This window comes from Nocardia sp. NPDC101769, assembly GCF_044766925.1.
GTDB lineage: Bacteria > Actinomycetota > Actinomycetes > Mycobacteriales > Mycobacteriaceae > Nocardia.
Window position 1 is genome coordinate 92,288 of sequence record NZ_JBIWMX010000020.1, and the last position, 23,792, is coordinate 116,079.

A 23,792-nucleotide genomic window follows, 5' to 3' on the forward strand; every position below is an offset into this window, starting at 1 on the left:
GGTGTGGACCTGAGACGTAGACTCGCACCGTGTCATTTGTCGACAAAGTGGTCAACCGCCTGCCCACACCCCTGCGGGCCCTCGCGGACCGCCACTACGAACTACTCAAGTTCGCGATAGTCGGTGCGACCACGTTCGTCATCGATCTCGGCATTTTCTACGTCCTGAAATGGACGATCATGGACACCAAGCCGACCGTGGCCCGCATCATGTCGGGCACCATCGCGGTCATCGTGTCCTACATCCTCAACCGGGAATGGACCTTCGACAAGCGCGGTGGCCGCGAGAAGCACCACGAAGCGCTGTTGTTCTTCCTGGTCAGCGGAATCGGCGTCGGACTCGCCGCGCTGCCGCTGTGGGTGTCGAGCTACGTGTTCGATCTCCGGCAGCCCAATGTGAGTTTCACCGTCGAGAACGTCGCCGACTTCTTCAGCGCCTTCATCGTCGGCAACCTGCTGCAAATGGCATTCCGATTCTGGGCCATGAAGCGGTGGGTGTTCCCCGACGAAATGCAGGAACTGCAAACCGAATTCGAGGACCTCGTCAACGAGACCGAAGATCTCGTCAACGATCTCGTCAACGAGAACGAGGAGCAGCTGGGTCACAGCTGAGAGTGACGGTCAGGCGGACGCCGCCCGCCGGACTTTCCCCGATGGTCGCGGTACCGCCGTGTAAGCGGGATTGCTGCGCGACCAAGGCCAGACCCAGACCGCTGCCCGGCGTCGTGCTCGCCCGGTAGAACCGTTCGAAGACACGCTCCCGATCCGGTGCCGGGATGCCGCGACCGTCATCGTCGACGGTGAGGACGACGTGATCGTCGTCGCGGCGCGTCGCGATCTCGATGCGCTGCGCCCCGCCGTGCCGGATGGCATTGGTCACCGCGTTGTCGACGATCGAACGCAGCCCCACGGCCTGCCCGCGCAGCACGATGGGCTCCACCGCCTCGGTGTCGATGATCACGCCGGGATTCGAGCGCCGGGCGTCATCCACCACCTGATCGATGAGCTGTCCCAGCTCCAGATCCTCCCGATCGGATTCGGTGGCCAGATCGCCCACCGCCAGCCGTTCCAGGGCCTGCAGGGTGGCCTCGACCGAACTCTGCGCACTCAGGATCTCGTCGAGAATCTCCGCGCGCTCGGCATCCGGCAGGGGCATGGACCGCAGCACCTGCAGGTCGGTCCGCATGGCCGTCAGGGGTGTGCGCAGCTCGTGCGCGGCGGTGGCGGCGAAATCGCGCGCCGTGACCAGTGCTTCGTCGGTGTGCCGGTGCTCGGTCGCGATGCGCCCCAGCATGGTGTTCATGGCCTCGGCCAATTCCGTCGTCTCGCTCGCCACGGGATGACGCGGGGTCTGCAGGGCCAGTCCTTCCCCCAGCTCGGCCGTCGCCGCGGTCAGCCGTCGCAGCGGGACTACCGCCCGATGCGCGAAATACCAGCCCAGCACTGCCGCCAGCAGCACCGCGGCCAGTCCGATGAGCACGATCCGGATCCGCTGCCGCGCAGCCGAATCCGAGGCCACGTCGGTGGACACGGTCACCGCCACCGGATGGCCATCGAGCGCCACCGTGCGCGAGTACTCCGGCTCCGGACTGCCCGGCCGGCCACGCATGATGAGCACCCCGGGTTTCGTTGCGGCGGGCATGCCCGGCTCGGGTGCATCCGTTCCGCCGGGCAAGGGCGCGCTCGGCAGCACGGGTTCCGGCAGCGACCGGCCGGGTTGCAGCTGGGCGGGGGCGAGCACGATCGCGCTGACCACCCGGCCGACCTGATTCGCCGCGTCGTTCGGCGCGAACGCGAACAGCACCACCGACATGGCGGCGACCACCACCGCGGCCGTCACGGCGCTCGCCAGCGCGACCCGGGCGCGAAGCGACACCGGCCGCCGGGGCAGCCTTTTCACGGCTCGGTCCGCAGGACGAAGCCGACGCCGCGGACGGTGTGGACGAGCCGCGGGGATCCGGCGGCCTCGATCTTGCGGCGGAGGTAGGAGACGAACACATCGACCACCTTGGTCTGGGTTTCGAAGTCGTAGCCCCAGACCCGGTCGAGGAGCTGGGCACGGGAGAAGACCTGCCCGGGCGCCGAGGCCAGCGCGGCGAGCAGATCGAATTCGCGTTTGGTGAGGTCGAGGGGCGTGCCGTCGACCCATGCGCGCCGCGCGCCGGGTGCGACGGTCAGCGGGCCCACGGTGATGTGATCGTCGGTGACGTGGGCCGGGGCGGGCGCGCGGCGCAGCATGGCGCGCAGCCGGGCCACCAGTTCGCCCAGGTCGAAGGGCTTGGTGAGGTAGTCGTCGGCGCCGGCCTCCAGGGCGTCGATGCGATCGGTGACTTCCGCGCGGGCGCTGAGCACGCAGATCGGGATGTCGTTGCCCAGCGAGCGCAGTGCCGTGACGACCTGCACGCCATCCAGATTCGGCATGTTCAGGTCGAGCAGCATGGCCTGCGGGGCATAGGCGGCGATCTGGCGGAGCGCGGCGGCCCCGTCTGCCGCGGTTTCGACGTCGAAACCCGACATCCGGAGCCCCCGCGCCACCGAGGACAGCACCCTGACATCGTCGTCCACAATCAGAATCCGGGGACCCGTCACAAGATCAGACGATACTGACGCGAGCTGAGAGCGGAGCCTCAGCGAGCCGGGTACACCACGATGGTCTGCGACGATTTGCCGGGCGGGATCGCCACGCCCGGGTCGCCCGGCCGCACAGTCACCACGCCGGGCGCCGGCACGCCCGGCCGTAACGGGAGGGCCCGCACGGCGTCCGGGCCTGGCGGCACACCCGGCTCGGCCTGGCGCACAGTCACATTGCCGTCGCGATCCTTGCTGATCAGCACGCCCGGACCGGTGGGAGCGGCCGGGGCGCCGGGCTCCCCACTGCCCGTATCCGCCAGTCCGGCAATCGAATCCGGCGTCGCGGCCTGCGCCACCGCAGGTAGTGCCAGCACCCCGAGGGCGGCGGCCCCGAGGACCGCGGCGGTCACGGTGCGGCGGCCGGTGTGGGTCGGCATCGCGTCTGTGAAGGTCGGCATGACGTCTCCTGTTCGCTCACCGGCGATGGCGCGCCGGTTCCGGTTGACGAATCCGAAGGTAGGAAGCGGATTCTCAGGTCCGGATAACGAATGGTTAGAGAACGGACAGAAGATCAGCGCGGCTCGGTGCCGACCGCGATCGGCCGCGACGCCACACCCGAGGAGCCGAGGAACACGGCGAACAGGGCGGGGCGGCGACGCTGGAGTTCCAGTCGCCCGCCGTCGGCTTCGATCAGCGCGCGGGCCAGGGCCAGCCCGACGCCGGTGGAGCCCGCCGCCGAGAAGCCGCGGTCGAAGATGTGCGGCGCCAGTTCATCTCGCACGCCGTCGCCCTCGTCGGCGACCTCGACGACCACCAGCGGCTCGCGGTCGTCCATGCGTCCCGTCACCGTGCGCACCGACACCGTGCAGGTGCCGCCGCCGTGCATGAGGGCATTGTCGACCAGCACCGCGAGCGCCTCGCGCAGGCGTGAACCCGTCACGGGCGCTTTGAGAGTCGGGTCGCCGAGCAGCACCAGCTTGCGTCCGGCCTCGGCGAAGGGATGCCGCCATTCCGCGACGACACTGCGCAATTCGGCGACCACGGGCAGGGGATCGCGTTCGGCCGCACCCTCGTCGCGGGAGGCGCGCACCAGTTCGTCGATGGCGTCGGTGAGCCGATCCACCTGTGCCATGGCTTCTTCGGCCTCGTGCACCACCGCCGGGTCGGCGTGCGCGGACAGCTCGTCCAGGCGCAGGCGCACGGCGGTGAGCCGGCTGCGCAGCTGATGCGAAACATCGGCCACCAGGGCGTGCTCGCGCTGCAGCCGGCCCGCGATCTCCACCGTGGCCGAATCCAGGACGTCGGACACCCGGTCCAATTCGGTGATGCCGTGGCGGCGCGGATCAGCGCGGAAGTCGCCCATGGCCAGCCGCGCCGCACGGGCCGCCACGTCCCGCAGCGGGTCGGCGACCCGGCGCGCGGTCACCACCGCCACCGCGATGCCCGCGCCCAGCGAGATGAGCACCAGGCCCAGCACCGCGCCGAGCGCCTGCCGCTGCATGGAATGCATTGGGGCCGAGGGTACTTCCAGCCGCAGCGAGCCGTCGATACCCATGGACCAGGACTCCGACAGCGGATCGCGCACCGTGTCCGCGCCGATGTCGACCCGCTTGTTGGGCTCGGTGGGCGTCGGATAGATGATGGTCAGCTTGCCGTTCGCGGGGATCAGCAGCCGCACCGCCTTGGTGTCCAGCTCGCCGTACACCACGCCGTCGCGCTCCTGCCGCGTCACCTCCTCGGAGATGCCGTTGAGGCGGTTGCGCAGTTCATTGCGGTTGATGTCCTCGACCCACTGCCAGGCCGTGAACGCCAGCGGCACACCGAGAACCAGGGTGGTGAGGGTCAAGGCGGCCACCATGGACAGCAGGATCCTGCGTCTCATCGTCGAGATGCCTCGATTCGCCGGGTCTTCGGGGTTCGGACGCGCGCGGAACGGCACAACAATAGGATTTCGAACTGAGCGGCTAATCGGTATTGAACCGGAAGCCTACGCCGCGGACGGTCACGATACGCCGCTCGGCCACCGGCCCCTCGTCGCCGATCTTGCGGCGCAGCCACGACATGTGCATGTCCAGGGTCTTGGAGCCGCGCAGATCGGCGTCACCCCACACCTCGCGCAGGATCATCTCGCGCGAGACCACCTGACCGGCGCGATCGATGAGCACCTTCAGCAGCTCGTACTCCTTGTTCGCCAGGTTCACCTCGATGCCGTTCACCAGCACCCGCCGCGCGGCCGGCTCCAGCCGGATGCCACCCACCTCCACGGCCTCGTCCCCGATTCCGCTGCGGCGCAACAGTGCCCGCACCCGGGCCAGCAGCTCGGCCAGCCGGAACGGCTTGCCCACATAGTCGTCCGCACCGGCGTCCAGGCCGACCACGAAGTCCACCTCGTCGGTGCGCGCGGTGAGCATGAGCACGGCCAGCTCGGCGCCGCGCGCCCGCACCTGACGGCACACCTCCAGCCCGTCCATGCCGGGCAGGCCGAGGTCCAGGATCAGCAGATCGTGACCACCCTCGAGGGCCCGCTCGAGCACGGCGGGACCATAGCTCTCCACGGTCACCGAATAGCCTTCACGGCCCAGCGCCCGCGACAGCGGGGCGGCGATGGCCTCGTCGTCTTCGGCCAGCAGTACAGCGGTCACGGCACCAGACTACGGGTACGCCCCGGTCGATCCGTAGAAGCCGCCACCGTTCGGATTGTTCTGCACCACATCGAAGACCTGGTGGTAGAGCATCGCGTGCACCCGCTGCACATGCGGAATGTCGTCGTACTCCAGCGGATCCTCCGACGACGAGCCGATGATCAGCGTGCCGGTGCCCAGCATGCGATCGAACAACCCATGGCGGAACTGCACATTCGAGATCCGGTTCATCGGAATGTCGATGCCGGTGTGGGTGAGCACGCCCTGCCGGATCAGCACCCGCCGATCGGTCACGATGAAATGCGTCGACTTCCACCGGATCAGCGGAGCGACGCTGCGCCACAGCACGATCCCCAGCCACAGCGCCAGAATGCCGAGCAGTAAACCGGTCTGGAGGGTGCCGCCGGCATTGCGCGCCGTCACCCCCGCGGCAAATCCAGCCAATGCGGTGATCAGGATGAAAGTCACAGCGGGCCAGAACAACATCTTCCAATGCGGATGGCGGTGTAGCAGCAGCACCTCTTCGGGCGCCAATGCCTCCTCCGGATAACCCATGCCGAAACCCTATCGCGGCCAGATGTCGGAATACCGCACGGCGACCTGGGGGCCGGGGCACAACCGTGCGTTACAGCAATTTCGCCACCATGGGCGGCGAGGACTGGGATCCCTCGCAGTCTCGGCTGACCGAGGTCGCGATGACCACCAATCTGCTCACCGAGGACAACCTGCCCTCCTACCACCGCGAGATCGCCGAGAACTTCCCCCAGGACGGTGCCTGGGGCATCTGGGTGGGCCGCTGGACCGCCCGGGAGAACCGGCACGGCATCCGTCATGCGGGACTACCTGGTGGTCGCCCGCAGCGTGGATCCGGTGGCGCTGGAACAGGCCCATGATCCACATGACCGGGTCATGATGACCAAGCATGGCATCCACGACCTGCACCGGCACCTGGAGGAAGTCGTCGGTGCGGTGCTGAAGAATTGGACTATCTTCGAGCGCAACGACTTCGGGCCGTGCAGCGAGAAAGCGCGCGAGGAACTGGCCGCCTATATGGACAGACTTGGCCAGGACGTCGTCGAGTTCGAGGAACAGCGCCACCGCGTGGCCGCCCGGGAAGCCGCCCGCGGCGAATTGCAAACGGTCTGACACCAGCGGTGCGTTGGGTGCGATTGAAATAAATTCGGTTCGCTAAGGTGTCCCCCAGTGTGACGAGAGGAAATCCGTTGGGGGATGGCTACCTGGGCCGATACCGCCTCGACGAACTGCTCGGCAGCGGCGGGTCGGCGGAAGTATGGCGTGCGCACGACACCGTGGCGGACCGCACCGTCGCGCTCAAAATGCTGGCACCCGTACTGACCGCCGATCCCGAATACCGGCAGCGCTTCGAACGGGAGGCCCGGGCCGCCGCACTGCTGCACGGACCGCACGTGGTGCCCGTGCACAGCTACGGCGAGCTCGAGGGCCGGCTGTACATCGATTCGGAATTCGTGGACGGCCTCGATATCGAGGCCCTGCTCGAATGGGAGGGTCCGATGGCCGCGGACGCGGCCGTCGACCTCATCTCCCAGGTCGCCTCCGCGCTCGACGACGCGCACGCCGCCGGGCTGATCCACCGGGACGTCAAACCCCAGAACATCATCGTCGGCCCCGACGACGTCGCCTACCTCATCGACTTCGGCACCGCCCTGCAGGACGGCCAGAGCGCCATCACCCAGACCGGCATGCTGATCGGCACCCCCGCTTACATGGCTCCGGAACGATTCGCGGGCGCCGCCTCACCGAGCTCCGACATCTACTCCCTGGGCTGCGTCCTCTACGAATGTCTCACCGGGCAGCGGCCCTTCCGGGTGCGTAATCCGGCGCAGCTCATGCGCGCCCACCTCGACCTCGCGCCCAAGCCTCCGTCCACGATCGACACGAGCGTTCCGGCCGCCCTCGACGCCGTCGTCCTGCGTGCCCTGGCCAAGCAACCCTGCGAACGGTATTCCACCGCAGGCGAATTCGCGGCCGCCGCCAAGGCCGCCCTCACCGCGCCCGCCGTCCCGGCCGAGCCCGGCCTCGAGGCGCAGGTGACCGTGGCCATCCCGAACCCGGCCGGCACCGACGCGCCCCCCACCGCCATCCCGCGCCCTGCGCCCGCCGTGGCAATCCCGGCCGGAATGGATGTGTGTACGGTCGCGCTGTCCGAGGAAACCGATCTGGGCCTGCCCTCTCGCCGCTGGCCCCGGCGGCGACTGCTCACCACCACCGGCTTCGCGGTCGCCACCATCGCCATCGCGATCGGCGCCGCCTTGTTCACGGGCCCGGCCACCGAACCACAGCCCGACCAACGCGCCCGGACCACGCCCGTCCCGACCACGAAAGTTCCTGTCCAGGCGGCGATTCCACCGACCACCGAGCCGACGACCGAGCCGCCCGAGGATCCCGCGGCCGAATCCGTCACACCGACGCCGGACGACACGCTGGCCCCCGCCGCGCCGCCGACCATCGACGACCCGGCCGGCCCGCGGCTACCCGGACTCGAAATCCCCGGTCCCGATTTCCCCGGCCCGATCTTCACCCTTCCCGGCTTCCCCGGGCCCGCCGGCGGCAACCGGTCCAATAGCGGCAACCACCACGGCGGCCGCCCATATGGACAGAACAGCCAATAGTCCTCGCACCGAACCTGTTCGAGAACCGGCGCGAATCAGGTTGCGGGAAACGCGTTTCCGTCAGTACTCGGCGCGCAGGTGGGTGACATCGCCCGCCGAGACGGCGCTATCACCGATCAGCAGCCTGCCGTATTCGTCGATGCCCGTGGCAATTCCGGTGAGAACCTCCCCGCCGGGCAGCTCCGCGCGCACCTGCGCGCCGAGGGTGGCACACCGGTCGCGATAGGCCGCGGACAGCTCGGTGATATCCCAGCCGGACGCCTCCCAGGCGGTGAAGCGGCGGGCGAACTCCCGCAGCATCGCCTGCACCAGCACCGTGCGATCGAGCTCGGGAACACCGGCCAGCAGCAGTGACGTGGCGTGCGGAACAGGCAGTTCGGCCTCGGTGACGGACACGTTCAGCCCGACCCCGACCACCACCGCCGGGTCCGCACCCGCGGCGGCGATCTCGGCCAGGATCCCGGCCAGCTTGCGGCCGTCCACCAGCACGTCATTGGGCCACTTGAGCACGGCCTTCACCCCCGCCACGGCGCGCACCGCATCCACCACGGCCACGCCGGTGAGCAGCGGCAGCCAGCCCAGCACTGCGGGATCGATCCCGCGCACCCGCACCAGCAGCGACATGGCGATCTGCGCCCGCGCAGGGCTCACCCACCGCCGGTCGTGGCGGCCGCGGCCGTGCTCCTGCGACTCGGCGATCAGCACCAGCCGATCGGCACTCGAATCCGCGGCCCGCGCAACCAGATCCGCATTGGTCGACCCGGTCGACTCGACCACCTCGACGGCCGAGAAGAAACCCAGTTCGGGCACCTCGGCAACACTCCGGCTCAGCACGTCAACATCCAGCGGCGACCTGTCCATGCCCCGCACGCTACTCCCCACCCGCATCCACACGGCAACGAGAAGGGGCGGGTCCGGATCGGACCCGCCCCTGTCTCCCGACGCGCTACCGCACCGAGGACACGGCCTGCAACATGCGGGCAAGGGCATCGAACATGCCCGTGAGCACATGCTCGGAAATGTCCTCGCGCGCAGCCCCGGTCGGGTCGGACTCGACGTCGGCGGCCATGAGTACCGGGGTACCCGCGCCCGCCACCGGGGTACCCGGGACCGGCATCGCCCGGCCCGCGCACGCCATCTCCGCGTACTCGGGAGCGGCGGCGTCCCCCGTCGTTTCGCCGCCACCCCCGGTGCGGCCGTCGCCGGCCAGCGGGGCGGTGCGTCCGCCGCCGCTCGCACGGTCGTCGTCCGAGGTTTCGCTGAATTCCGGATCGGTCACTGCCGGCTCCGGGTCACGGATCCGCCACGCGGTGAACGATGCCGCCGCTGCCCGATCTGCGTGGTGTCCACTCCAGCTCCACATAACCGCCTCCCCAGGTCGTCGGTTTCGGATGCGACTCCAGAGTGACCCACGACCGGGGCCGGGCACGACCGATTTTTCGGGCGCGGACGACATTACGGCTGGTGAAGGCAAACTTTCACGGCAAAGATCGGTGTCCGGACCGGACCGCGCGACGGGTCCGGCGGTCCGGATTCAGGCGTCGACCGGCTCCAGGCCGAGAGCGCCGGCGGTGAATCGGCGTACGGTCACCAGGCCGTCCGCCAGCGCGGAGTCGTATCCCGCACGGGCCCAACCGGTCACGGTGGCGGTGCCGTCGGCATTGGGCCGCACACCGATCTCGGCGACCATCTCCGCGGTGGTGGGGATGCACACGGCCCACGAGAAGTGGGTCTCGTCGGCCCATTCGGCGCTGCGCCGGGCCACATAGTCGGCCTCGGTGATGCCGGCGTCGGCCAGGGCGGGCCGGTCGTCGATGCGCTCGTCCGCGCGCAGGGCGCGCAGATACCAACTGCCCGCATTGATCTCGATGGGCTCCATCAGTCCTCCGATCCCCGATCCAGTCGCCGCTGCCGCCGGCGATCCCGACGCTGCCCCGGATGGCCGCCGCCGTACAGCACCGCGCCCGCCAGCGGGATCAACAGGAACATCCACCACTGGTGGGTCACGAAGAACAGGATCAGCGCGATGATCGGGACGACCGGCATGACCCGATCGCGCCAGTGCGCACCGAACCGCGACTCCCGTTGCGCCGGAACACTCTTCTCCGCCACCGGCTCCGGCAGATCGGTGAACACCCGCTCGAGATCACCGCGCGTCAGGGCGGCGGCCACGACCCCGCTGCGCTCGTCGAACTCCGCCACGCTGAGCCGCCCCGCCGCGAAATGATCGGACAGCCGCTTCATCGCGTCCTCACGCTCGGCGGTGCCAATACGGATCTCGGGTGGTTCAGCCATGCCATGACATTAGCGCGAGTGGCCGCCCACCTGCAGGTGAGCGGCCACTCGGCGAATTGCGTTGCGTTACTTGATCTCGGCCAGGACGGTGCCCTGGGTGATGGCGGCGCCCGCCTCCACCGAGAGACCCGTGATGACACCGGCCTTGTGGGCGGTGACCGGGTTCTCCATCTTCATGGCCTCGAGCACGACCACCAGGTCGCCCGCCTCGACGGACTGGCCTTCTTCGACGGCGACCTTGACGACGGTGCCCTGCATCGGGGCGGTCACGGCGTCACCGGAGGCAGCACCGGCGCCGGCGCCACCGCGCTTGCGCGGCTTCGGCTTCTTGCGCACCGCACCCACGCCATTGCCGGAACCGGCCGTGCCGACCGAGAACTGACCCGGCAGCGACACCTCGAGGCGACGGCCGCCGACCTCGACGACCACCTTCTGGCGGGGCGCCTCGTCCTCGTCTTCGATGGGCTGGGCGCCGGCGTAGGGCTCGAGATGGTTGTCCCACTCGTTCTCGATCCACTTGGTGTAGACGTCGAACTTGGTGCCGTCACCGACGAACGCCGGGTTCTCGACAATGTGGCGGTGGAACGGGATGACCGTGGCCAGGCCCTCGATCCGGTACTCGTCGAGCGCGCGAGCGGCACGCTGCAGCGCCTGCTCACGGTTCTCGCCGGTGACGATCAGCTTGGCCAGCATGGAGTCGAACTGACCGCCGATGACCGAGCCCTCGACCACACCGGAATCGACACGCACACCGGGGCCTGCGGGCTCGGAGTACACGACGACCGGGCCGGGGGCGGGCAGGAAGCCGCGACCGGCGTCCTCACCGTTGATGCGGAACTCGAAGGAGTGGCCGCGCGGAGTCGGGTCTTCCTTGATCGACAGCTCGTGGCCCTCGGCGATGCGGAACTGCTGGCGCACCAGGTCGATTCCCGCGGTCTCCTCGGTGACCGGGTGCTCGACCTGCAGGCGGGTGTTCACCTCGAGGAACGAGACGGTCTCGCCCTGCACCAGGTACTCCACGGTGCCGGCGCCGTAGTAACCGGCCTCCTTGCAGATCCGCTTGGCGGACTCGTGGATCTTGGAGCGCACCTCGTCGGACAGGAACGGCGCGGGGGCCTCCTCGACGAGCTTCTGGAAGCGACGCTGCAGCGAGCAGTCACGGGTGCCGGCGACCACGACATTGCCGTGCTTGTCGGCGATGACCTGCGCCTCGACGTGACGAGCCTTGTCCAGGTACTGCTCCACGAAGCATTCGCCGCGACCGAAGGCGGCGATGGCCTCACGGGTGGCGGACTCGAACAGCTCGGGGATCTCCTCGATGGTGTGCGCGACCTTCATGCCGCGACCGCCACCACCGAAGGCGGCCTTGATGGCCACCGGAACGCCGAACTCCTTGGCGAACGCCACGACCTCGTCGGCGTTCTTGACCGGGTCCTTGGTGCCCGCGGCCATGGGCGCGTTGGCGCGCTCGGCGATGTGGCGGGCGGTGACCTTGTCACCCAGGTCGCGGATCGACTGCGGCGAGGGGCCGATCCAGATCAGCCCGGCGTCGATCACGGCCTGCGCGAAATCGGCGTTCTCGGAGAGGAAGCCGTAACCGGGGTGGATCGCGTCCGCGCCGGCCTTGGCGGCGGCGTCGAGGATCTTGTCGAACACCAGGTACGACTCGGCCGAGGTCTGGCCGCCCAGGGCGAACGCCTCGTCGGCGAGCTTGACGAACGGCGCATCGGCGTCCGGTTCGGCGTATACGGCCACACTGGCGATACCGGCGTCCTTGGCGGCCCGGATCACGCGCACGGCGATCTCGCCTCGGTTGGCTACGAGGACCTTTGTGATCTGCGCGTTGGCATGGTTGGGCACTGAGCCTCCTGTGCTCTGGATACTTTCGTCTGTCGGCAGTGTAGGCATCGTGCCAACAATCACCGAACCGAGGATAGGGCTACCGAAGAGTAGGCCCGAAGAGTGAGCAATGCGACTCTCCGAACGGCTTTTTTTAGAACCTGTTCTACCAGACCCTACCGAGACCTTCTCCTGTGCATACCCGGGGAGGGGCCTGGGCGTTACGAGCTTGCCACGACCGCGGGCGCCTCGCCGGGTTCTTCGCCGATCACAATCGGCGCGCCGACCGCATTGGCCCACTCGGTCCAGGAGCCGTCGTAGTTGCGCACACCGTGCACACCCAGCAGATACGTCAGCACGAACCAGGTCAGGGCGGACCGTTCGCCGACCCGCGAGTAGACCAGCGGCGCAACGCCGGCGACCACCGCGCCGTAGATGACATCGAGTTCGGCCCGCGGCCGGAACCGGGCGTCCGCGCCGACCGAGGAGGTCCACGGAATATTGACCGCGGTGGGGATATGGCCCGCGCGCAGCGCCTGCTCCTCGGGGCGATCGAGAACGACCAGCTCCCCGGTGTACTCGTCGAAGGCACGCGCATCGATGAGCGGACCGCCGAAGTGCGCGAGCACGTCCTGACGGAACGCGCGGGCGGACTTGTCGTCGCGATCGGCCACCGGATAGTCCCCCAGCCCGGCCGCGGGCACCTCGAAGGTGGTGTCGCGGGCCTCGGAGATCCAGGCGTCGCGGCCGCCGTCCAGCAGGCGCACGTCCTCATGTCCGAAGAGGGAGAACACCCACAGGGTGGCGGCCGCGGTGCCATTGGATTTGTCGCCGTAGACGACCACGGTGTCGTCGCGTTCGATGCCCTTGACCCGCATGAGGTTCGCGAAGGCCACGCCGTCGACGACATCGCGGGTGCGGGGATCGATCAGCTCGGTGCGCCAGTCGATCTTGATGGCGCCGGGGACATGCCCGACGTCGTATAGCAATATGTCCTCGTTGGACTCGATGATCCTGAGTCCCGGCGTGCCGATGTTTGCCGACAGCCACTCTGTGGTTACTAGTCGGTGAGGATGTGCGTAGGAGCCGAACGAGTGATGCGGATCCGGAGCGACGGGCACGTTGTGGTCCTTCACGCGTGGTGGGTTAGGTATTGGCGGTTCGAATCTCGACACCGATCGTAGGCACGTTGCGGTTGCGTAACTCGTTTCAGATCACGAATCGGATGATTGAGCGAATTAAGCGCAGCTTCATCCGATAAAGTCTCTCAAGAGGAGGGGTGAGCTATGTCCGATTCTTGGCCGCGACGGCGACTGCTTGCGATCCTACGTGGCGCCAGCGAGCCTCTCGACGCCCAGGAACTGGCGCGCGTCACCGGACAACATGTGACTACAGTGCGTTTTCATTTGGACGTCCTCACCCGGGAATCGCTGGTCCGCCAATTTCAGCAGCCGCCACGCGGCCGCGGTCGCCCGCGCATCGGCTATACCGCTGTACAGCGATCGGTGGGTTATCAGGAATTGGCACAGGTGCTGGCCGATCAGCTGGGCAGCGACCCGCGCCGCCGTTCCGAGGCCGCCATCGCGGCCGGGCGCGCCTGGGGCTCGAAACTGGAAACAGCGGACCAGCCCGTCGAATCACTCGAGGACGCCAAGGACCTCACCGTCACCCTGATGTCGGAGCTCGGCTTCGCCCCCGAACGCGACCACGCCAGCGAGACCGAAGAGTCGGCCCTGATCCGCATGACCGCCTGCCCGCTGCGCGAACTGGCCCGCACCCACTCCGAGGTGGTGTGCGGCGCGCATCTGGGACTCATGCGAGAAGTACTGGACCGCAACGGCGGTCGCGAGAGCGTGACCGTGCGCCTGCACCCGTTCGTGGAACCCGAACTGTGCGTCGCCCGTCTGGAACTACTACAGGGGCGCCCCGGCGAGGCCGGGCGCGAGGAGGGTGGGGCCGAGTCCGGCGAGCCTCGACTAGCGCCCTCGACCAGCCGTATCGCACCGCAATTGCGGACCGCCGCCGAACCGCAGCTACACGCGGCCACCGACCCACAGCTGCGCAATACCGACGCCTACTTCGGCCAGTAGCCGGCGCACGAGCGGCAGGCCGATACCGATCACACTCGACGGATCACCATCGATCTTGTCCACGAACCAGCCGCCCAGGCCGTCCAGGGTGAAGGATCCGGCCACCTGCAGCGGCTCCCCCGTCGCGATGTACGCGTCGAGTTCATCCGGTTCGGGCTTGGCGAAATGCACCGTGGTGGAACTGCAGTCGGCGGCCTCGGCGGTGACCTCACCGGCACACAGGCGCAGTACGCAATGCCCGGTGAGCAGATCGGCGCTCCGCCCGGCCATCTCGGCCCAGCGCACGCGGGCGACCTCGGGGGTCATGGGTTTGCCCTGGAGTACGCCGTCCACGAGCAGCATCGAATCGCAGCCCACCACAACGGAATCGGCGAAGGTGGGATCGGCCGCCAGCCGACCGGCGATCTCACGCGCCTTGGCGCGCGCCAGCTCGATGACGACACGATCGGGTGCGGTATCCGCGGGCAGCGCCGCGGCCACCGCGTCCTCGTCCACATGGGACACCCGGACGACCGGCTCGACGCCCGCATTGCGCAGGACGCCGAGCCGGGCCGGAGATTGAGACGCTAGTACGAAGACGGTCACAGGCCGTCAGCCGCGCAGATGCGACAGCGCCGGAAAAGCGTAGGGGGAGAAGGGCGAGGAGCCGCGGTGCGACAGGGTCGGCACACCCCAGTTGTCGGCCGGGCCGGTGTCGGCCGGTGCGGCCGCGGCGCTCGCGGACGCGGCGGCGAAGACGGCGAGCAGGGCGGCGAGCTCGAGGTCGGTCGGGTTGCCCTTCAGGACCCGGATGACCGGGTCGGTGCTCGACGGTGCGACCTCGGTGACGGCCGTGTCGACGGCGTCCGCCAGTTCATCGACGGTTGCTAGATCCAGTTCGGCGGCGCGCAGTACTTCTTCATCGGCCATGGTCGTCACAGCGCCAGTCCTCCTGTCCGTTCGCCGCAGGGTGTGCGGCGCGTTCGCGGCCCGTGATTGTCGGGGCCGCAAACAATATTCGATACAACCCTCGACGGCGAGGGCCATTCCTGAACATCTTCGCTCGGATGAGGCGATCGTGCGCGGTACGAGTCCTTTGTCCTATTCGACAGTGTGCGCCCCACACCGCGCGTATCGCATTATCAGAGCGGAATGTTGCCGTGCTTCTTCGGCGGCAGGGACACCATCTTGCGTTCCAGCAGCCGCAGCGCCGACACGATCTGGCCGCGGGTGTGCGAGGGCGGGATGACCGCGTCGACGTAGCCGCGCTCGGCCGCCACGTACGGGTTCACCAGAGTGTCCTCGTACTCGTTCTGCAGCTCCAGGCGCAGCGCGTCGACGTCGTTGCCCTCGGCGGCCGCGTTCTGCAGCTGCTTGCGGTAGACGAAACCGACGGCGCCCGAGGCGCCCATGACGGCGATCTGCGCGGTCGGCCACGCCAGGTTCACGTCGGCGCCCATGTGCTTGGAACCCATGACGTCGTATGCGCCGCCGTAGGCCTTGCGGGTGATGATTGTGATCTTGCCCACAGTGGCCTCGCCGTAGGCGTACAGCAGCTTGGCACCGCGCCGGATGATGCCGTTGTACTCCTGGCCGGTGCCGGGCAGGAAGCCGGGCACGTCGACCAGGGTGATGATCGGGACGTTGAAGGCGTCGCAGGTGCGCACGAAGCGCGCGGCCTTCTCCGAGGCGTCGATGTCGAGGCAGCCCGCGAACTGGGAGGGCTGGTTGGCGACGAAACCGACACTGCGGCCGTCGATCCGGGCGAAGCCGACGATCACGTTCATCGCGCGCTCGGCCTGGACCTCGAGGAACTCCTCGTCGTCCACCAGGCGCTTGATGACCTCGTGCATGTCGTAGGGCTGGTTCGGCGAGTCCGGGACGATGGTGTCCAGCTCGAGGTCGGCCTCGGTGAGGTTCTCCTCGATGGCGCCCGCGGCGGCGGTGGCCGGGAAGCGCGGGGCCTCGGCGCGGTTGTTGCTGGGCAGGTAGCCCAGCAGATCGCGGACGTAGTCCAGGGCGTCCTGCTCGCCGGAGGCGACGTAGTGCGCCACACCGGACTTCACCATGTGGGTGTGGGCGCCGCCCAGCTCCTCCATGGTGACCTCTTCACCGGTGACGGTCTTGATGACGTCGGGACCGGTGACGAACATCTGAGAGGTCTGGTCGACCATGACCACGAAGTCGGTCAGCGCGGGCGAGTAGACGTGACCGCCGGCGGCCGGGCCCATGATCAGCGAGATCTGCGGGATGACACCCGAGGCCTGGATGTTGCGGTGGAAGATCTCGCCGTAGAGGCCCAGGGAGACAACGCCTTCCTGGATGCGCGCGCCGGCGCCCTCGTTGATGCCGATCAGCGGGCGGCCGGTCCTGAGCGCCAGGTCCATGACCTTGACGATCTTCTCGCCGTAGACCTCACCGAGGGAACCACCGAAGACGGTGACGTCCTGGGAGAAGATGCAGACGTCGCGGCCGTCGATGGTGCCGTAGCCGGTGACCACGCCGTCGCCCAGCGGACGCTGGTTCTCCAGTCCGAAGTTCACGCTGCGGTGGCGGGCCAGGGCATCGAGTTCGACGAACGAGCCTTCGTCCAGCAGGGCGAGGATGCGCTCGCGCGCGGTCATCTTGCCCTTGGCGTGGACCTTGTCGACCGCGGCCTCACCCATCGGGTGTTTGGCCTCTTCCAGCCGATTGCGCAGGTCAGCCAGCTTGCCGGCGGTGGTGTGGATATCAGGGGCGCCCGCCGACCCCGGCGAAGGCTGCTGCTGGACACTCGTCATGACGGGGAGTGTAACCAGTACCAGACCCCCTTCGTAATCCAGACAGGGCTACTCGCGAGTACGGTTATTGACTACCCGCCAGTAGAAAGCCGCAGGTAGAGGGCTCGATTCGGGCGCGGCACCGGCGGGACTCGAACGCTGTTCAATAGTAGATTCTCCCAGTCATCCCCGCCCGGTTTTGGCCGGGTCCACACACCGCGGGCCGGCCGGATTCCGGCCCGCGCGCGCCTCGGAAAGCCGAGGGGCTCAACGCATGACGCCGGTATGGCCGGTCGAGTATCTGCCCGGCTGGGGCCAGATGGTGAGACCGTGCGCGCCGCGGCCGACGGGGATGCGCGCGAGCAGTTTCCACTCGACGATGTCGATGGCGTAGACCTCGCTGTTGTTGCGGCCGGAGACCCAGAAGACGCGGCCGTCGGCGGAGAGATTTCCCATATCCGGACTGCCGCCGCCGGGGATCCGCCACTTGCTCGCCAGCTGCCCGGTCGCGAAGTCCAGGACCGAGATGCTGCCCTCCTTGCGGTTGGTGATGAGCATCTGTTTGGAGTCGCGGGTGACGTAGAGACCGTGGGCGCCCGCGCCGGTTGCGATGAAGCCGGTGTTGTCGAAGGTCTTGGCGTCGAAGACGTAGATGCCGTCGGCCATCATGTCGGCCACGCAGAAGGTGCGGCCGTCGGGTGCGAGCTTGACGTCCTGCGGCATGCCGGAGCGGCCGCCGGGCAGGTCGATCATGCGCAGCAGGCGCAGGCCCGCGATGTCGACCACGGCCAGGCGCCCGCTGAATTCGCAGCTGACCAGGGCGGTGCGGCCGTCGGCGGTGAAGTCCATGTGGTTGACGCCCGCGCAGTCGGGGACCGCGATGTCGTGCAGCTTCGCCCAGCTGTGCGGGTCGTAGAAGTCCAGGGAGCGGTCGGCCTCGGCGACGACGAGGGCGTACTTGCCGTCCGGGGTGAAGTACATGTTGTACGGATCGCGGACCGGGATGGGGTCGCCCGCCTTCCCGGTGCGGGGGTCGATGGGCAGCAGGCTGCCGCTGCCGATCGGGAGATCGTTGTTGGCGTAGAGCATCTGCATGTCGTAGGCGGGGACGACGTGCTGGGGTTCGCGGCCACCGGACGGAAAGGTGTCGATGACCTGGAAGCTGTCCGGATCGATGACGGTGATGGTGTCGGATTCGCTGTTGGGGACGTAGACGCGGGTGGGCTGGTCGGCCACGGCGGGACTGAGTTCGCGAGTGGCCGCGTAGACGTCGGTGGGCGAGAGCGGCGGCGGCATGCCGGGCAACAGGTCCGGCGCCGCCGCCGTACCGGGCGGGGTGGCCGGGGGTGCGGAAGGGCGCGGCGCGGTGCCAGACCAACCGTTCGAGCAACCAGCCAGCATTACGGCGGAGATGATCAGACCCAGACGTGCACGGCGCGCGATCACAGGGTGCACCGTGCCAGGGTGGCATTGCGGTGAGCTGACATATCATCGAATGGTAGGCGGCGACATGGGGGTTCGCGGCGCAATCACGGGGTGTCGCACCGCGCCACGCTGTTCGGGCAAAAGCGACTATTCAGCAAACGCGGGCAACTCGGACCCGACCGGTCGGGTTGCGGCTCAACCCAATACGCGATCGAGCGCGTCCACGGCCTCGTCCAGCTCCGCCTCGGTTACCGTCAGCGGCGGCCGGAAACGAATACCGCGCTCGCCGGTACCCAGAATCAGGACGTGCTCCTGCTCGCGCAGCCGGTCCACCACCTCGTTGCGCAGCTCCGGAGTCGCCAGGGTGATGGCGCACATCAGGCCGCGGCCGCGTGGATCGGTGACTTCCGCATGGGCGGTGGGCAATTCGGTCAGCCGGGCGAGCAGGTACGGGCCCAGCTCCCGGGAACGGCCCACCAGATCCTCGTGCTCCATCACCTCGAAAACCCGCCGGGCCCGGACCATGTCGACCAGATTGCCGCCCCAGGTGGAGTTCAGGCGCGAGCTGACGTGGAAGACATTGTCGGGCACCTCGTCCACCCGGCCGCCCGCCATGATGCCGCAGACCTGAGTCTTCTTGCCGAAGGCCACGACATCCGGTTCGAGGCCGAACTGCTGATAGGCCCACATGCTGCCGGTCATGCCGACGCCGGTCTGCACCTCGTCGAGAATGAACAGCGCGTCGTGCTCGTGGCACAGCTGCTGCATCGCACGCAGGAACTCCGGGCGCAGATGCCGGTCGCCGCCCTCCCCCTGAATCGGCTCGGCAATGAAACATGCTATGTCGTACGGGTTTTCGGCGAAGGCACGACGCGCCTGGTCGAGCGCGTGCCGTTCGGCGGCCTCGATGTCGGGATGATCGGGTCCGACATACGGGGTGTCGATGCGGGGCCAGTCGAACTTGGGGAAACGCGCGGTCTTGACCGGATCGGTGTTGGTCAGCGAGAGCGTGTAACCGGTGCGGCCGTGGAACGCCCCGGTCAGGTGCAGCACCTTGGTGCCGAGTTCGCCTGGGCGCCCGTGTATTTCGTTGTGCCGGGACTTCCAGTCGAAGGCGGTCTTGAGGGCGTTCTCGACGGCGAGGCCGCCGCCGTCGATGAAGAACAGGTGCGGCAGCCGCGGATCACCGAGCACGCGCACGAAAGTGTCCACGAAGCGCGCCATTTCGACGGTGTAGACGTCGGAGTTGCTGGGCTTGTTGAGCGCGGCCGCGCTGAGGCCGGCCAGAAAGGGCTTGTCATCCAGCAGGGCCGGATGGTTCATACCCAGCGTCGAGGACGCGAAGAAGCCGAACATGTCCAGGTACGCGGTGCCGTCGCGGGCGTCCACGAGTCGGCGGCCGCGGGACTTGCGCAGGTCCAGTACCAGGTCGAAGCCGTCGGCGAGAATGCTCCCGGCGAGGATCTCATGCACCCGGGCGGGGGTGACAAGGGTGGTTTCGGCGGCCGCCCCGAGCCGATCGAGTTCGAGGGTCACACCATCAAGCGTAAGTGAACTTTTACGGCAATGTCTGTAAGTTCCGGAATAATTACGCTCGTGACCGGCCCGAAACCTGAATGTCTGCGGCCGCCGCGACCCTACTTGTCATAGAATGTCTGCAAAATGATGGTGCTTCTCGTCCGGACGTTGGCCGTCGCTCGGATCTCCTGCAGCAGCTGCTCCAAGTGCCTGGGCGAGGCCACCCGCACCATCAGCATGTAGCTCTCATCGCCGGCGACCGAGTGACACGCTTCGATACCCGGAATGTGCTGAAGCAGTGCGGGTGCGTCATCAGGTTGAGACGGGTCGAGAGGAGTGATCGCGACGAAAGCCGACAACATCTGGCCCAGCGCCTCGGGGTCGACATTCGCCGTGTAGCCGCGAATCACGCCCCGCGCCTCGAGCCGCCGCACCCGCGACTGCACCGCGGATACCGAAAGGTTGGCCTTCTCTGCCAGATTGGACAGGGTGGCGCGACCATCGGCAATCAACTCACGGACCAGCAGTCGATCGATGTCGTCGAGTACAAGTTTCGCCGGTGTATCCGCCATCAGCGAAGGCTAACGCAGCGAACCGAACTCGGTGCCGGAACCCAACCTGGAGCATGTAATGAGTCACGCACTGTCAGACGGGGTGACCCGTGAGCTCCGTGAGCAGACGGAGAAGTTGCTGCAACGCCTCGGTGTCGAAACGCCCGAGCCGGGTGAACTCTCGGCCCGGACGCCGATCACCGGCGACGAGCTGATCACCCTGCGCGCGAGCGATTCCGACGCGGTCGATGCCGCCATCGCCCGCGCCGAGACCGCATTCCGGAGCTGGCGCACGGTACCGGCGCCGCAGCGGGCCGCGGTGGTGCGGCGGCTGGCGGCGCTGCTCACCGCGCACCGGGACGAGCTGGGCGAACTGGTCACCGTGGAGGCGGGCAAGATCGGCGCTGAGGCGCGCGGCGAGGTCCAGGAGATGATCGATATCTGCGAGTTCGCTATTGGGCTGTCGCGGCAGCTGTACGGGCGGACCATGCCGTCGGAGCGGCCCGGGCACCGGCTCATGGAGACGTGGCATCCGCTCGGGGTGGTCGGGGTCATCTCGGCGTTCAACTTCCCGGTCGCGGTGTGGGCCTGGAATACCGCGGTCGCGCTGGTGTGCGGGGACACCGTGGTGTGGAAGCCGTCGGAGGCGACGCCGCTGACCGCGCTGGCCTGTCACACCCTGCTGCGCCGGGCGGCGCGGGAGGTGGGCGCGGATCCCGAAGTGCACCAGCTGATCCAGGGCCCGGCGGCGATCGGCGAGCAGCTCGTGGACGATCCGCGGGTGGCGCTGGTGAGCGCGACGGGGTCGGTGCGGATGGGGCAGCAGGTCGCGCCGCGGGTGGCGGCGCGGTTCGGTCGCTGTCTGCTGGAGCTGGGCGGCAACAACGCGGCGATCGTCACGCCCTCGGCGGATCTCGACCTGGCCACGCGGGGAATCGTTTTCGCGGCGGCGGGCACCGCGGGCCAGCGGTGCACGACGCTGCGGCGGCTGATCGTGCACGCGGATGTGGCCGGGCCGCTGCTGGATCGGATTTCGGCGGCGTATCGCCAACTGCGCGTGGGTAACCCGCTCGAGGAGGGCGTTCTCGTCGGGCCGCTCATCACCGAGCGGGCCTACGACGCAATGCGGGCGGCGCTGGAACGCGCGCTGGCCGACGGCGGTGAATTGATCTGCGGTGGTGAGCGTATCGAGGGGCCGGGCGAGAACGCCTGCTACGTCAGGCCGGCCCTGGTGCGCATGCCCGCGCAGACCGAGGTGGTCCGGGAGGAGACCTTCGCGCCGATCCTGTACGTGCTCACCTACCATCGCCTGGATACCGCCATCGAGCTGCACAACGGCGTGCCGCAGGGACTTTCGTCGTCGATCTTCACCCGGGACCAGCGCGAGGCGGAACGGTTCCTGGCCGCCGACGGGTCGGACTGCGGTATCGCCAATGTCAATATCGGCACCTCGGGGGCCGAGATCGGCGGCGCGTTCGGCGGCGAGAAGCAGACGGGCGGTGGCCGGGAGTCCGGGTCCGACTCCTGGAAGGCGTACATGCGCCGGGCCACCAACACCGTCAACTACTCTGCCGAATTGCCGCTGGCGCAGGGCATTCGGTTCGAGTGACCATCGACTACTCGTCGGTGGCGATGGCGCGCACCTGTTCCTCGTATCGGGCGCGCACCCGCTCATCGGCCGGGTGCAGCGCCCGGTCGCCGTTGAAGAGCCTGCGCACCAGGCGGACCGCGGGCTCGGGCGCGGCGGCCAGCGCGACGTCGATGGGGCCCAGGTAGTTCGGGACGGCGACCTCGGCGCGACGGGTGCGCACGGTGCCGAGCACGGCCTCGGCCACGTCCTCCGGGTCGACGGTCGGCATGCCCCCGCCCAGCGCCAGGCCCGAGGACAGGCGGGTGCGCACGGCGGAAGGCATGACGCAGCTGACGCTGATGCCGTGCGGCGCGAACTCCAGACGCGTGGCGGCCGACAGGCCCACGGCCGCGAACTTGCTGGCGTTGTAGACGGCCAGGCCCGGAATCGGGATCTTGCCGGCCAGCGAGGCGACGTTCACCACGTGGCCGCGGCCGCGCTCGATCATGCCGGGGACGACGGCGCGCATGCCGTGGATGAGGCCCCAGACATTGACGTCCATGGTGGTGTGACCCACCGCGTCCGGTTCGTCGAGGAAGGCGCCCGCAGGCATCACGCCCGCATTGTTGACCAGGATGTCGACCGGACCGAAGTCGGCGACGATCTTGTCCCACCGGGTCCGGTCGCGCACGTCGAGCTCGAACGCCGCGGCGTCCAGGACGGTCGCGGCCGCCTGCGCGGCGGCGGTGTCCACATCGGCGATGGCGACCCGCGCGCCCTTGCTCGCGAAGAGCTCGGCGGTGCACTGGCCGATGCCACGGCCCGCGCCCGTGATCAGGACCCGGGCGCCGGTCAATTCGATGGCGGGATAGCCGTTTCCGAAGATGCTCATCTGAACTCTCCCTGCTCGATCTGGCGGCGGGTACTGCCCAGGCTGTGTTCGAAGGTGTCGAGACGGCGGCGGCCGTCCATGAAGTTGGGCCCCATGACCGCGAGATCCCCGGCCGTGGCGTCGATGCGCAGCACCCGTACGCCACTGGCGCGCAGCAGGGCGATCTCGGCATCGAGCTTCTCGCTCATACGGTTTCGCAGCTGGCGCTCCAGGAAGTGGCCGGGGCCGGTGACCGGCAGGCGGCCGGTCGAGGCCATGGGGGCGATCACCACGACCTCGTCGAGGCCGGCCGGGACGAGTAGGTCGGCGGACGCGGTGGAGGCCGCGCCGCCGTCGATGAACCGGCGACCCGCGATCGGGACGGCCGGGAACCAGCCGGGCACCGCCCACGAAGCGCGCAGGGCCGCACCGAGATTCGCGGCCGGTGCGGACGGGGAGCCGAAGGCCACCCGCTCGCCGGAGGCATTGTCCATGGCCACCAGCCAGGTCGCCGGGTGCTGGACCCAGTCCCGGCCGGGGTTCAGGCGCTCGGCCAGTCGCTGGAGCCAGGCGGGGTCGCCGCCCCCCTGCGGCAGCAACCCACTGCCCGCGGTGAGCAGAGCGTGACCGTTTCCGGGACGGGCCAGCAGTTCCCGGACCGCACGGCCGGGCGCGCCCAGGCGCGGGCGCGGCAGCGGCGGGAATCGCCCTGGCTCCGAACGCATATGGGCGGACAGGATCGGGTTCGTCGAGGTCCCGCGCTGCATGGCGACCAGGTCGTCGACCCCGACGCCGCTGCCCAGCATGGTCAGCGCCTCCGCTCCCGCCGAGGTGCCGATCATGACGTCGGCGGTGCGCGGGTCCCAGTCGAGCACATCCTGCACCGCGACCAGCGCGGCGACGATCCAGGCCATGCCGACCGTGCCGCCGCACCCGATGGCCAGGCCACGTCGCTGTGACCCGTTCCTGTTACTCATGGTTTCGCAGACTAGCAGTTTTCACATACCGTCGGTATCCCAAATCCTGGAGTAC

Annotated in this window: 24 protein-coding genes and 1 pseudogene; 5 read left to right on the forward strand and 20 right to left on the reverse strand. The window is 68.6% G+C overall.

Annotated features, from left to right (window positions below; all coding sequences use genetic code 11):
* Positions 1-29 precede the first annotated feature (29 nt).
* Positions 30-611: a GtrA family protein gene (locus tag ACIRRA_RS27955; RefSeq protein ID WP_402773923.1), complete on the forward strand. Its 582-nt coding sequence runs from the start codon at positions 30-32 to the stop codon at positions 609-611.
* Here ACIRRA_RS27955 and ACIRRA_RS27960 read toward each other — a convergent pair.
* The 6 genes from ACIRRA_RS27960 to ACIRRA_RS27985 form a co-directional block, all read right to left on the reverse strand.
* Complete coding sequence (locus ACIRRA_RS27960; protein ID WP_402773926.1) at positions 577-1,899, reverse strand: ATP-binding protein; 1,323 nt, start codon at positions 1,897-1,899, stop codon at positions 577-579. The genes ACIRRA_RS27955 and ACIRRA_RS27960 overlap by 35 nt on opposite strands.
* Positions 1,896-2,588 (reverse strand): response regulator transcription factor, encoded by a 693-nt coding sequence (locus tag ACIRRA_RS27965; RefSeq protein WP_402773929.1) that lies wholly within the window; start codon positions 2,586-2,588, stop codon positions 1,896-1,898. The genes ACIRRA_RS27960 and ACIRRA_RS27965 overlap by 4 nt, the downstream gene beginning before the upstream one ends.
* Positions 2,589-2,626: 38 nt before the next feature.
* On the reverse strand, positions 2,627-3,028 hold the full coding sequence (locus ACIRRA_RS27970) for a hypothetical protein (protein ID WP_402773932.1): 402 nt from the start codon (positions 3,026-3,028) through the stop codon (positions 2,627-2,629).
* Positions 3,029-3,141: 113 nt separating this feature from the next.
* Complete coding sequence (locus ACIRRA_RS27975; RefSeq protein ID WP_402773935.1) at positions 3,142-4,452, reverse strand: sensor histidine kinase; 1,311 nt, start codon at positions 4,450-4,452, stop codon at positions 3,142-3,144.
* Positions 4,453-4,534: 82 nt separating this feature from the next.
* The gene (locus tag ACIRRA_RS27980; RefSeq protein WP_354830111.1) at positions 4,535-5,212 is read right to left on the reverse strand and encodes a response regulator transcription factor; all 678 of its coding nucleotides are present in this window, start codon (positions 5,210-5,212) and stop codon (positions 4,535-4,537) included.
* A 9-nt stretch (positions 5,213-5,221) separates the two neighbouring features.
* Positions 5,222-5,767, reverse strand: coding sequence for a PH domain-containing protein (locus ACIRRA_RS27985; protein WP_402773938.1), 546 nt, complete (start codon positions 5,765-5,767; stop codon positions 5,222-5,224).
* Positions 5,768-5,844: 77 nt separating this feature from the next.
* On the opposite strand from ACIRRA_RS27985, the pseudogene ACIRRA_RS27990 reads away from it, so the two are divergent.
* Both ACIRRA_RS27990 and ACIRRA_RS27995 read left to right on the forward strand, forming a co-directional pair.
* Positions 5,845-6,358 (forward strand): annotated as a pseudogene (locus tag ACIRRA_RS27990) (acyl-ACP desaturase); the annotation flags it as partial.
* 59 nt (positions 6,359-6,417) lie between these two features.
* Positions 6,418-7,863: a protein kinase gene (locus tag ACIRRA_RS27995; RefSeq protein ID WP_402773940.1), complete on the forward strand. Its 1,446-nt coding sequence runs from the start codon at positions 6,418-6,420 to the stop codon at positions 7,861-7,863.
* Between the two features lie 60 nt (positions 7,864-7,923).
* On the opposite strand, the gene ACIRRA_RS28000 is transcribed toward ACIRRA_RS27995, so the two are convergent.
* The 6 genes from ACIRRA_RS28000 to ACIRRA_RS28025 form a co-directional block, all read right to left on the reverse strand.
* On the reverse strand, positions 7,924-8,724 hold the full coding sequence (locus ACIRRA_RS28000; protein WP_402773943.1) for a biotin--[acetyl-CoA-carboxylase] ligase: 801 nt from the start codon (positions 8,722-8,724) through the stop codon (positions 7,924-7,926).
* Positions 8,725-8,809: 85 nt separating this feature from the next.
* Positions 8,810-9,142, reverse strand: coding sequence for a hypothetical protein (locus ACIRRA_RS28005; protein ID WP_402773946.1), 333 nt, complete (start codon positions 9,140-9,142; stop codon positions 8,810-8,812).
* 255 nt (positions 9,143-9,397) lie between these two features.
* Positions 9,398-9,742: a hypothetical protein gene (locus ACIRRA_RS28010; protein ID WP_356997281.1), complete on the reverse strand. Its 345-nt coding sequence runs from the start codon at positions 9,740-9,742 to the stop codon at positions 9,398-9,400.
* A complete protein-coding gene (locus ACIRRA_RS28015; protein WP_402773949.1) occupies positions 9,742-10,158 on the reverse strand; it encodes a DUF1707 domain-containing protein in 417 nt (138 codons plus the stop codon). The genes ACIRRA_RS28010 and ACIRRA_RS28015 overlap by 1 nt, the downstream gene beginning before the upstream one ends.
* Before the next feature lie 66 nt (positions 10,159-10,224).
* Positions 10,225-12,018: an acetyl/propionyl/methylcrotonyl-CoA carboxylase subunit alpha gene (locus ACIRRA_RS28020; RefSeq protein WP_402773952.1), complete on the reverse strand. Its 1,794-nt coding sequence runs from the start codon at positions 12,016-12,018 to the stop codon at positions 10,225-10,227.
* Positions 12,019-12,218: 200 nt separating this feature from the next.
* Entirely contained in the window at positions 12,219-13,118 is a 900-nt protein-coding gene (locus ACIRRA_RS28025; protein ID WP_402773954.1) for a sulfurtransferase, read from the reverse strand.
* A 273-nt stretch (positions 13,119-13,391) separates the two neighbouring features.
* Between ACIRRA_RS28025 and ACIRRA_RS28030 the strand changes: the two genes are divergently transcribed.
* A complete protein-coding gene (locus ACIRRA_RS28030; RefSeq protein ID WP_402773957.1) occupies positions 13,392-14,087 on the forward strand; it encodes a helix-turn-helix transcriptional regulator in 696 nt (231 codons plus the stop codon).
* On the opposite strand, the gene ACIRRA_RS28035 is transcribed toward ACIRRA_RS28030, so the two are convergent.
* From ACIRRA_RS28035 to ACIRRA_RS28060, 6 genes are all read right to left on the reverse strand, one after another.
* The gene (locus ACIRRA_RS28035; protein ID WP_402773960.1) at positions 14,031-14,672 is read right to left on the reverse strand and encodes a Maf family protein; all 642 of its coding nucleotides are present in this window, start codon (positions 14,670-14,672) and stop codon (positions 14,031-14,033) included. The genes ACIRRA_RS28030 and ACIRRA_RS28035 overlap by 57 nt on opposite strands.
* Before the next feature lie 6 nt (positions 14,673-14,678).
* Positions 14,679-14,996 carry an acyl-CoA carboxylase epsilon subunit gene (locus ACIRRA_RS28040; RefSeq protein WP_402774135.1) on the reverse strand — a complete coding sequence of 106 codons (318 nt, stop codon included), beginning with the start codon at positions 14,994-14,996 and terminating at the stop codon, positions 14,679-14,681.
* A gap of 212 nt (positions 14,997-15,208) precedes the next feature.
* Complete coding sequence (locus tag ACIRRA_RS28045) at positions 15,209-16,846, reverse strand: acyl-CoA carboxylase subunit beta (RefSeq protein ID WP_402773963.1); 1,638 nt, start codon at positions 16,844-16,846, stop codon at positions 15,209-15,211.
* Positions 16,847-17,092: 246 nt separating this feature from the next.
* The gene (locus ACIRRA_RS28050; protein WP_402773966.1) at positions 17,093-18,280 is read right to left on the reverse strand and encodes a beta-propeller fold lactonase family protein; all 1,188 of its coding nucleotides are present in this window, start codon (positions 18,278-18,280) and stop codon (positions 17,093-17,095) included.
* A gap of 165 nt (positions 18,281-18,445) precedes the next feature.
* Positions 18,446-19,786 carry an L-lysine 6-transaminase gene (lat, locus tag ACIRRA_RS28055; RefSeq protein ID WP_402773969.1) on the reverse strand — a complete coding sequence of 447 codons (1,341 nt, stop codon included), beginning with the start codon at positions 19,784-19,786 and terminating at the stop codon, positions 18,446-18,448.
* Positions 19,787-19,887: 101 nt separating this feature from the next.
* A complete protein-coding gene (locus ACIRRA_RS28060) occupies positions 19,888-20,340 on the reverse strand; it encodes an Lrp/AsnC family transcriptional regulator (protein WP_402773972.1) in 453 nt (150 codons plus the stop codon).
* A gap of 58 nt (positions 20,341-20,398) precedes the next feature.
* Here ACIRRA_RS28060 and ACIRRA_RS28065 point away from each other — a divergent pair, with 58 nt between their 5' ends.
* A complete protein-coding gene (locus tag ACIRRA_RS28065; RefSeq protein ID WP_402773975.1) occupies positions 20,399-21,928 on the forward strand; it encodes an aldehyde dehydrogenase family protein in 1,530 nt (509 codons plus the stop codon).
* Between the two features lie 7 nt (positions 21,929-21,935).
* On the opposite strand, the gene ACIRRA_RS28070 is transcribed toward ACIRRA_RS28065, so the two are convergent.
* Entirely contained in the window at positions 21,936-22,781 is an 846-nt protein-coding gene (locus ACIRRA_RS28070; RefSeq protein WP_402773978.1) for an SDR family oxidoreductase, read from the reverse strand.
* Complete coding sequence (locus tag ACIRRA_RS28075; protein WP_402773980.1) at positions 22,778-23,737, reverse strand: patatin-like phospholipase family protein; 960 nt, start codon at positions 23,735-23,737, stop codon at positions 22,778-22,780. Before ACIRRA_RS28075 ends, ACIRRA_RS28070 begins: the two co-directional genes overlap by 4 nt.
* Positions 23,738-23,792 lie beyond the last annotated feature (55 nt).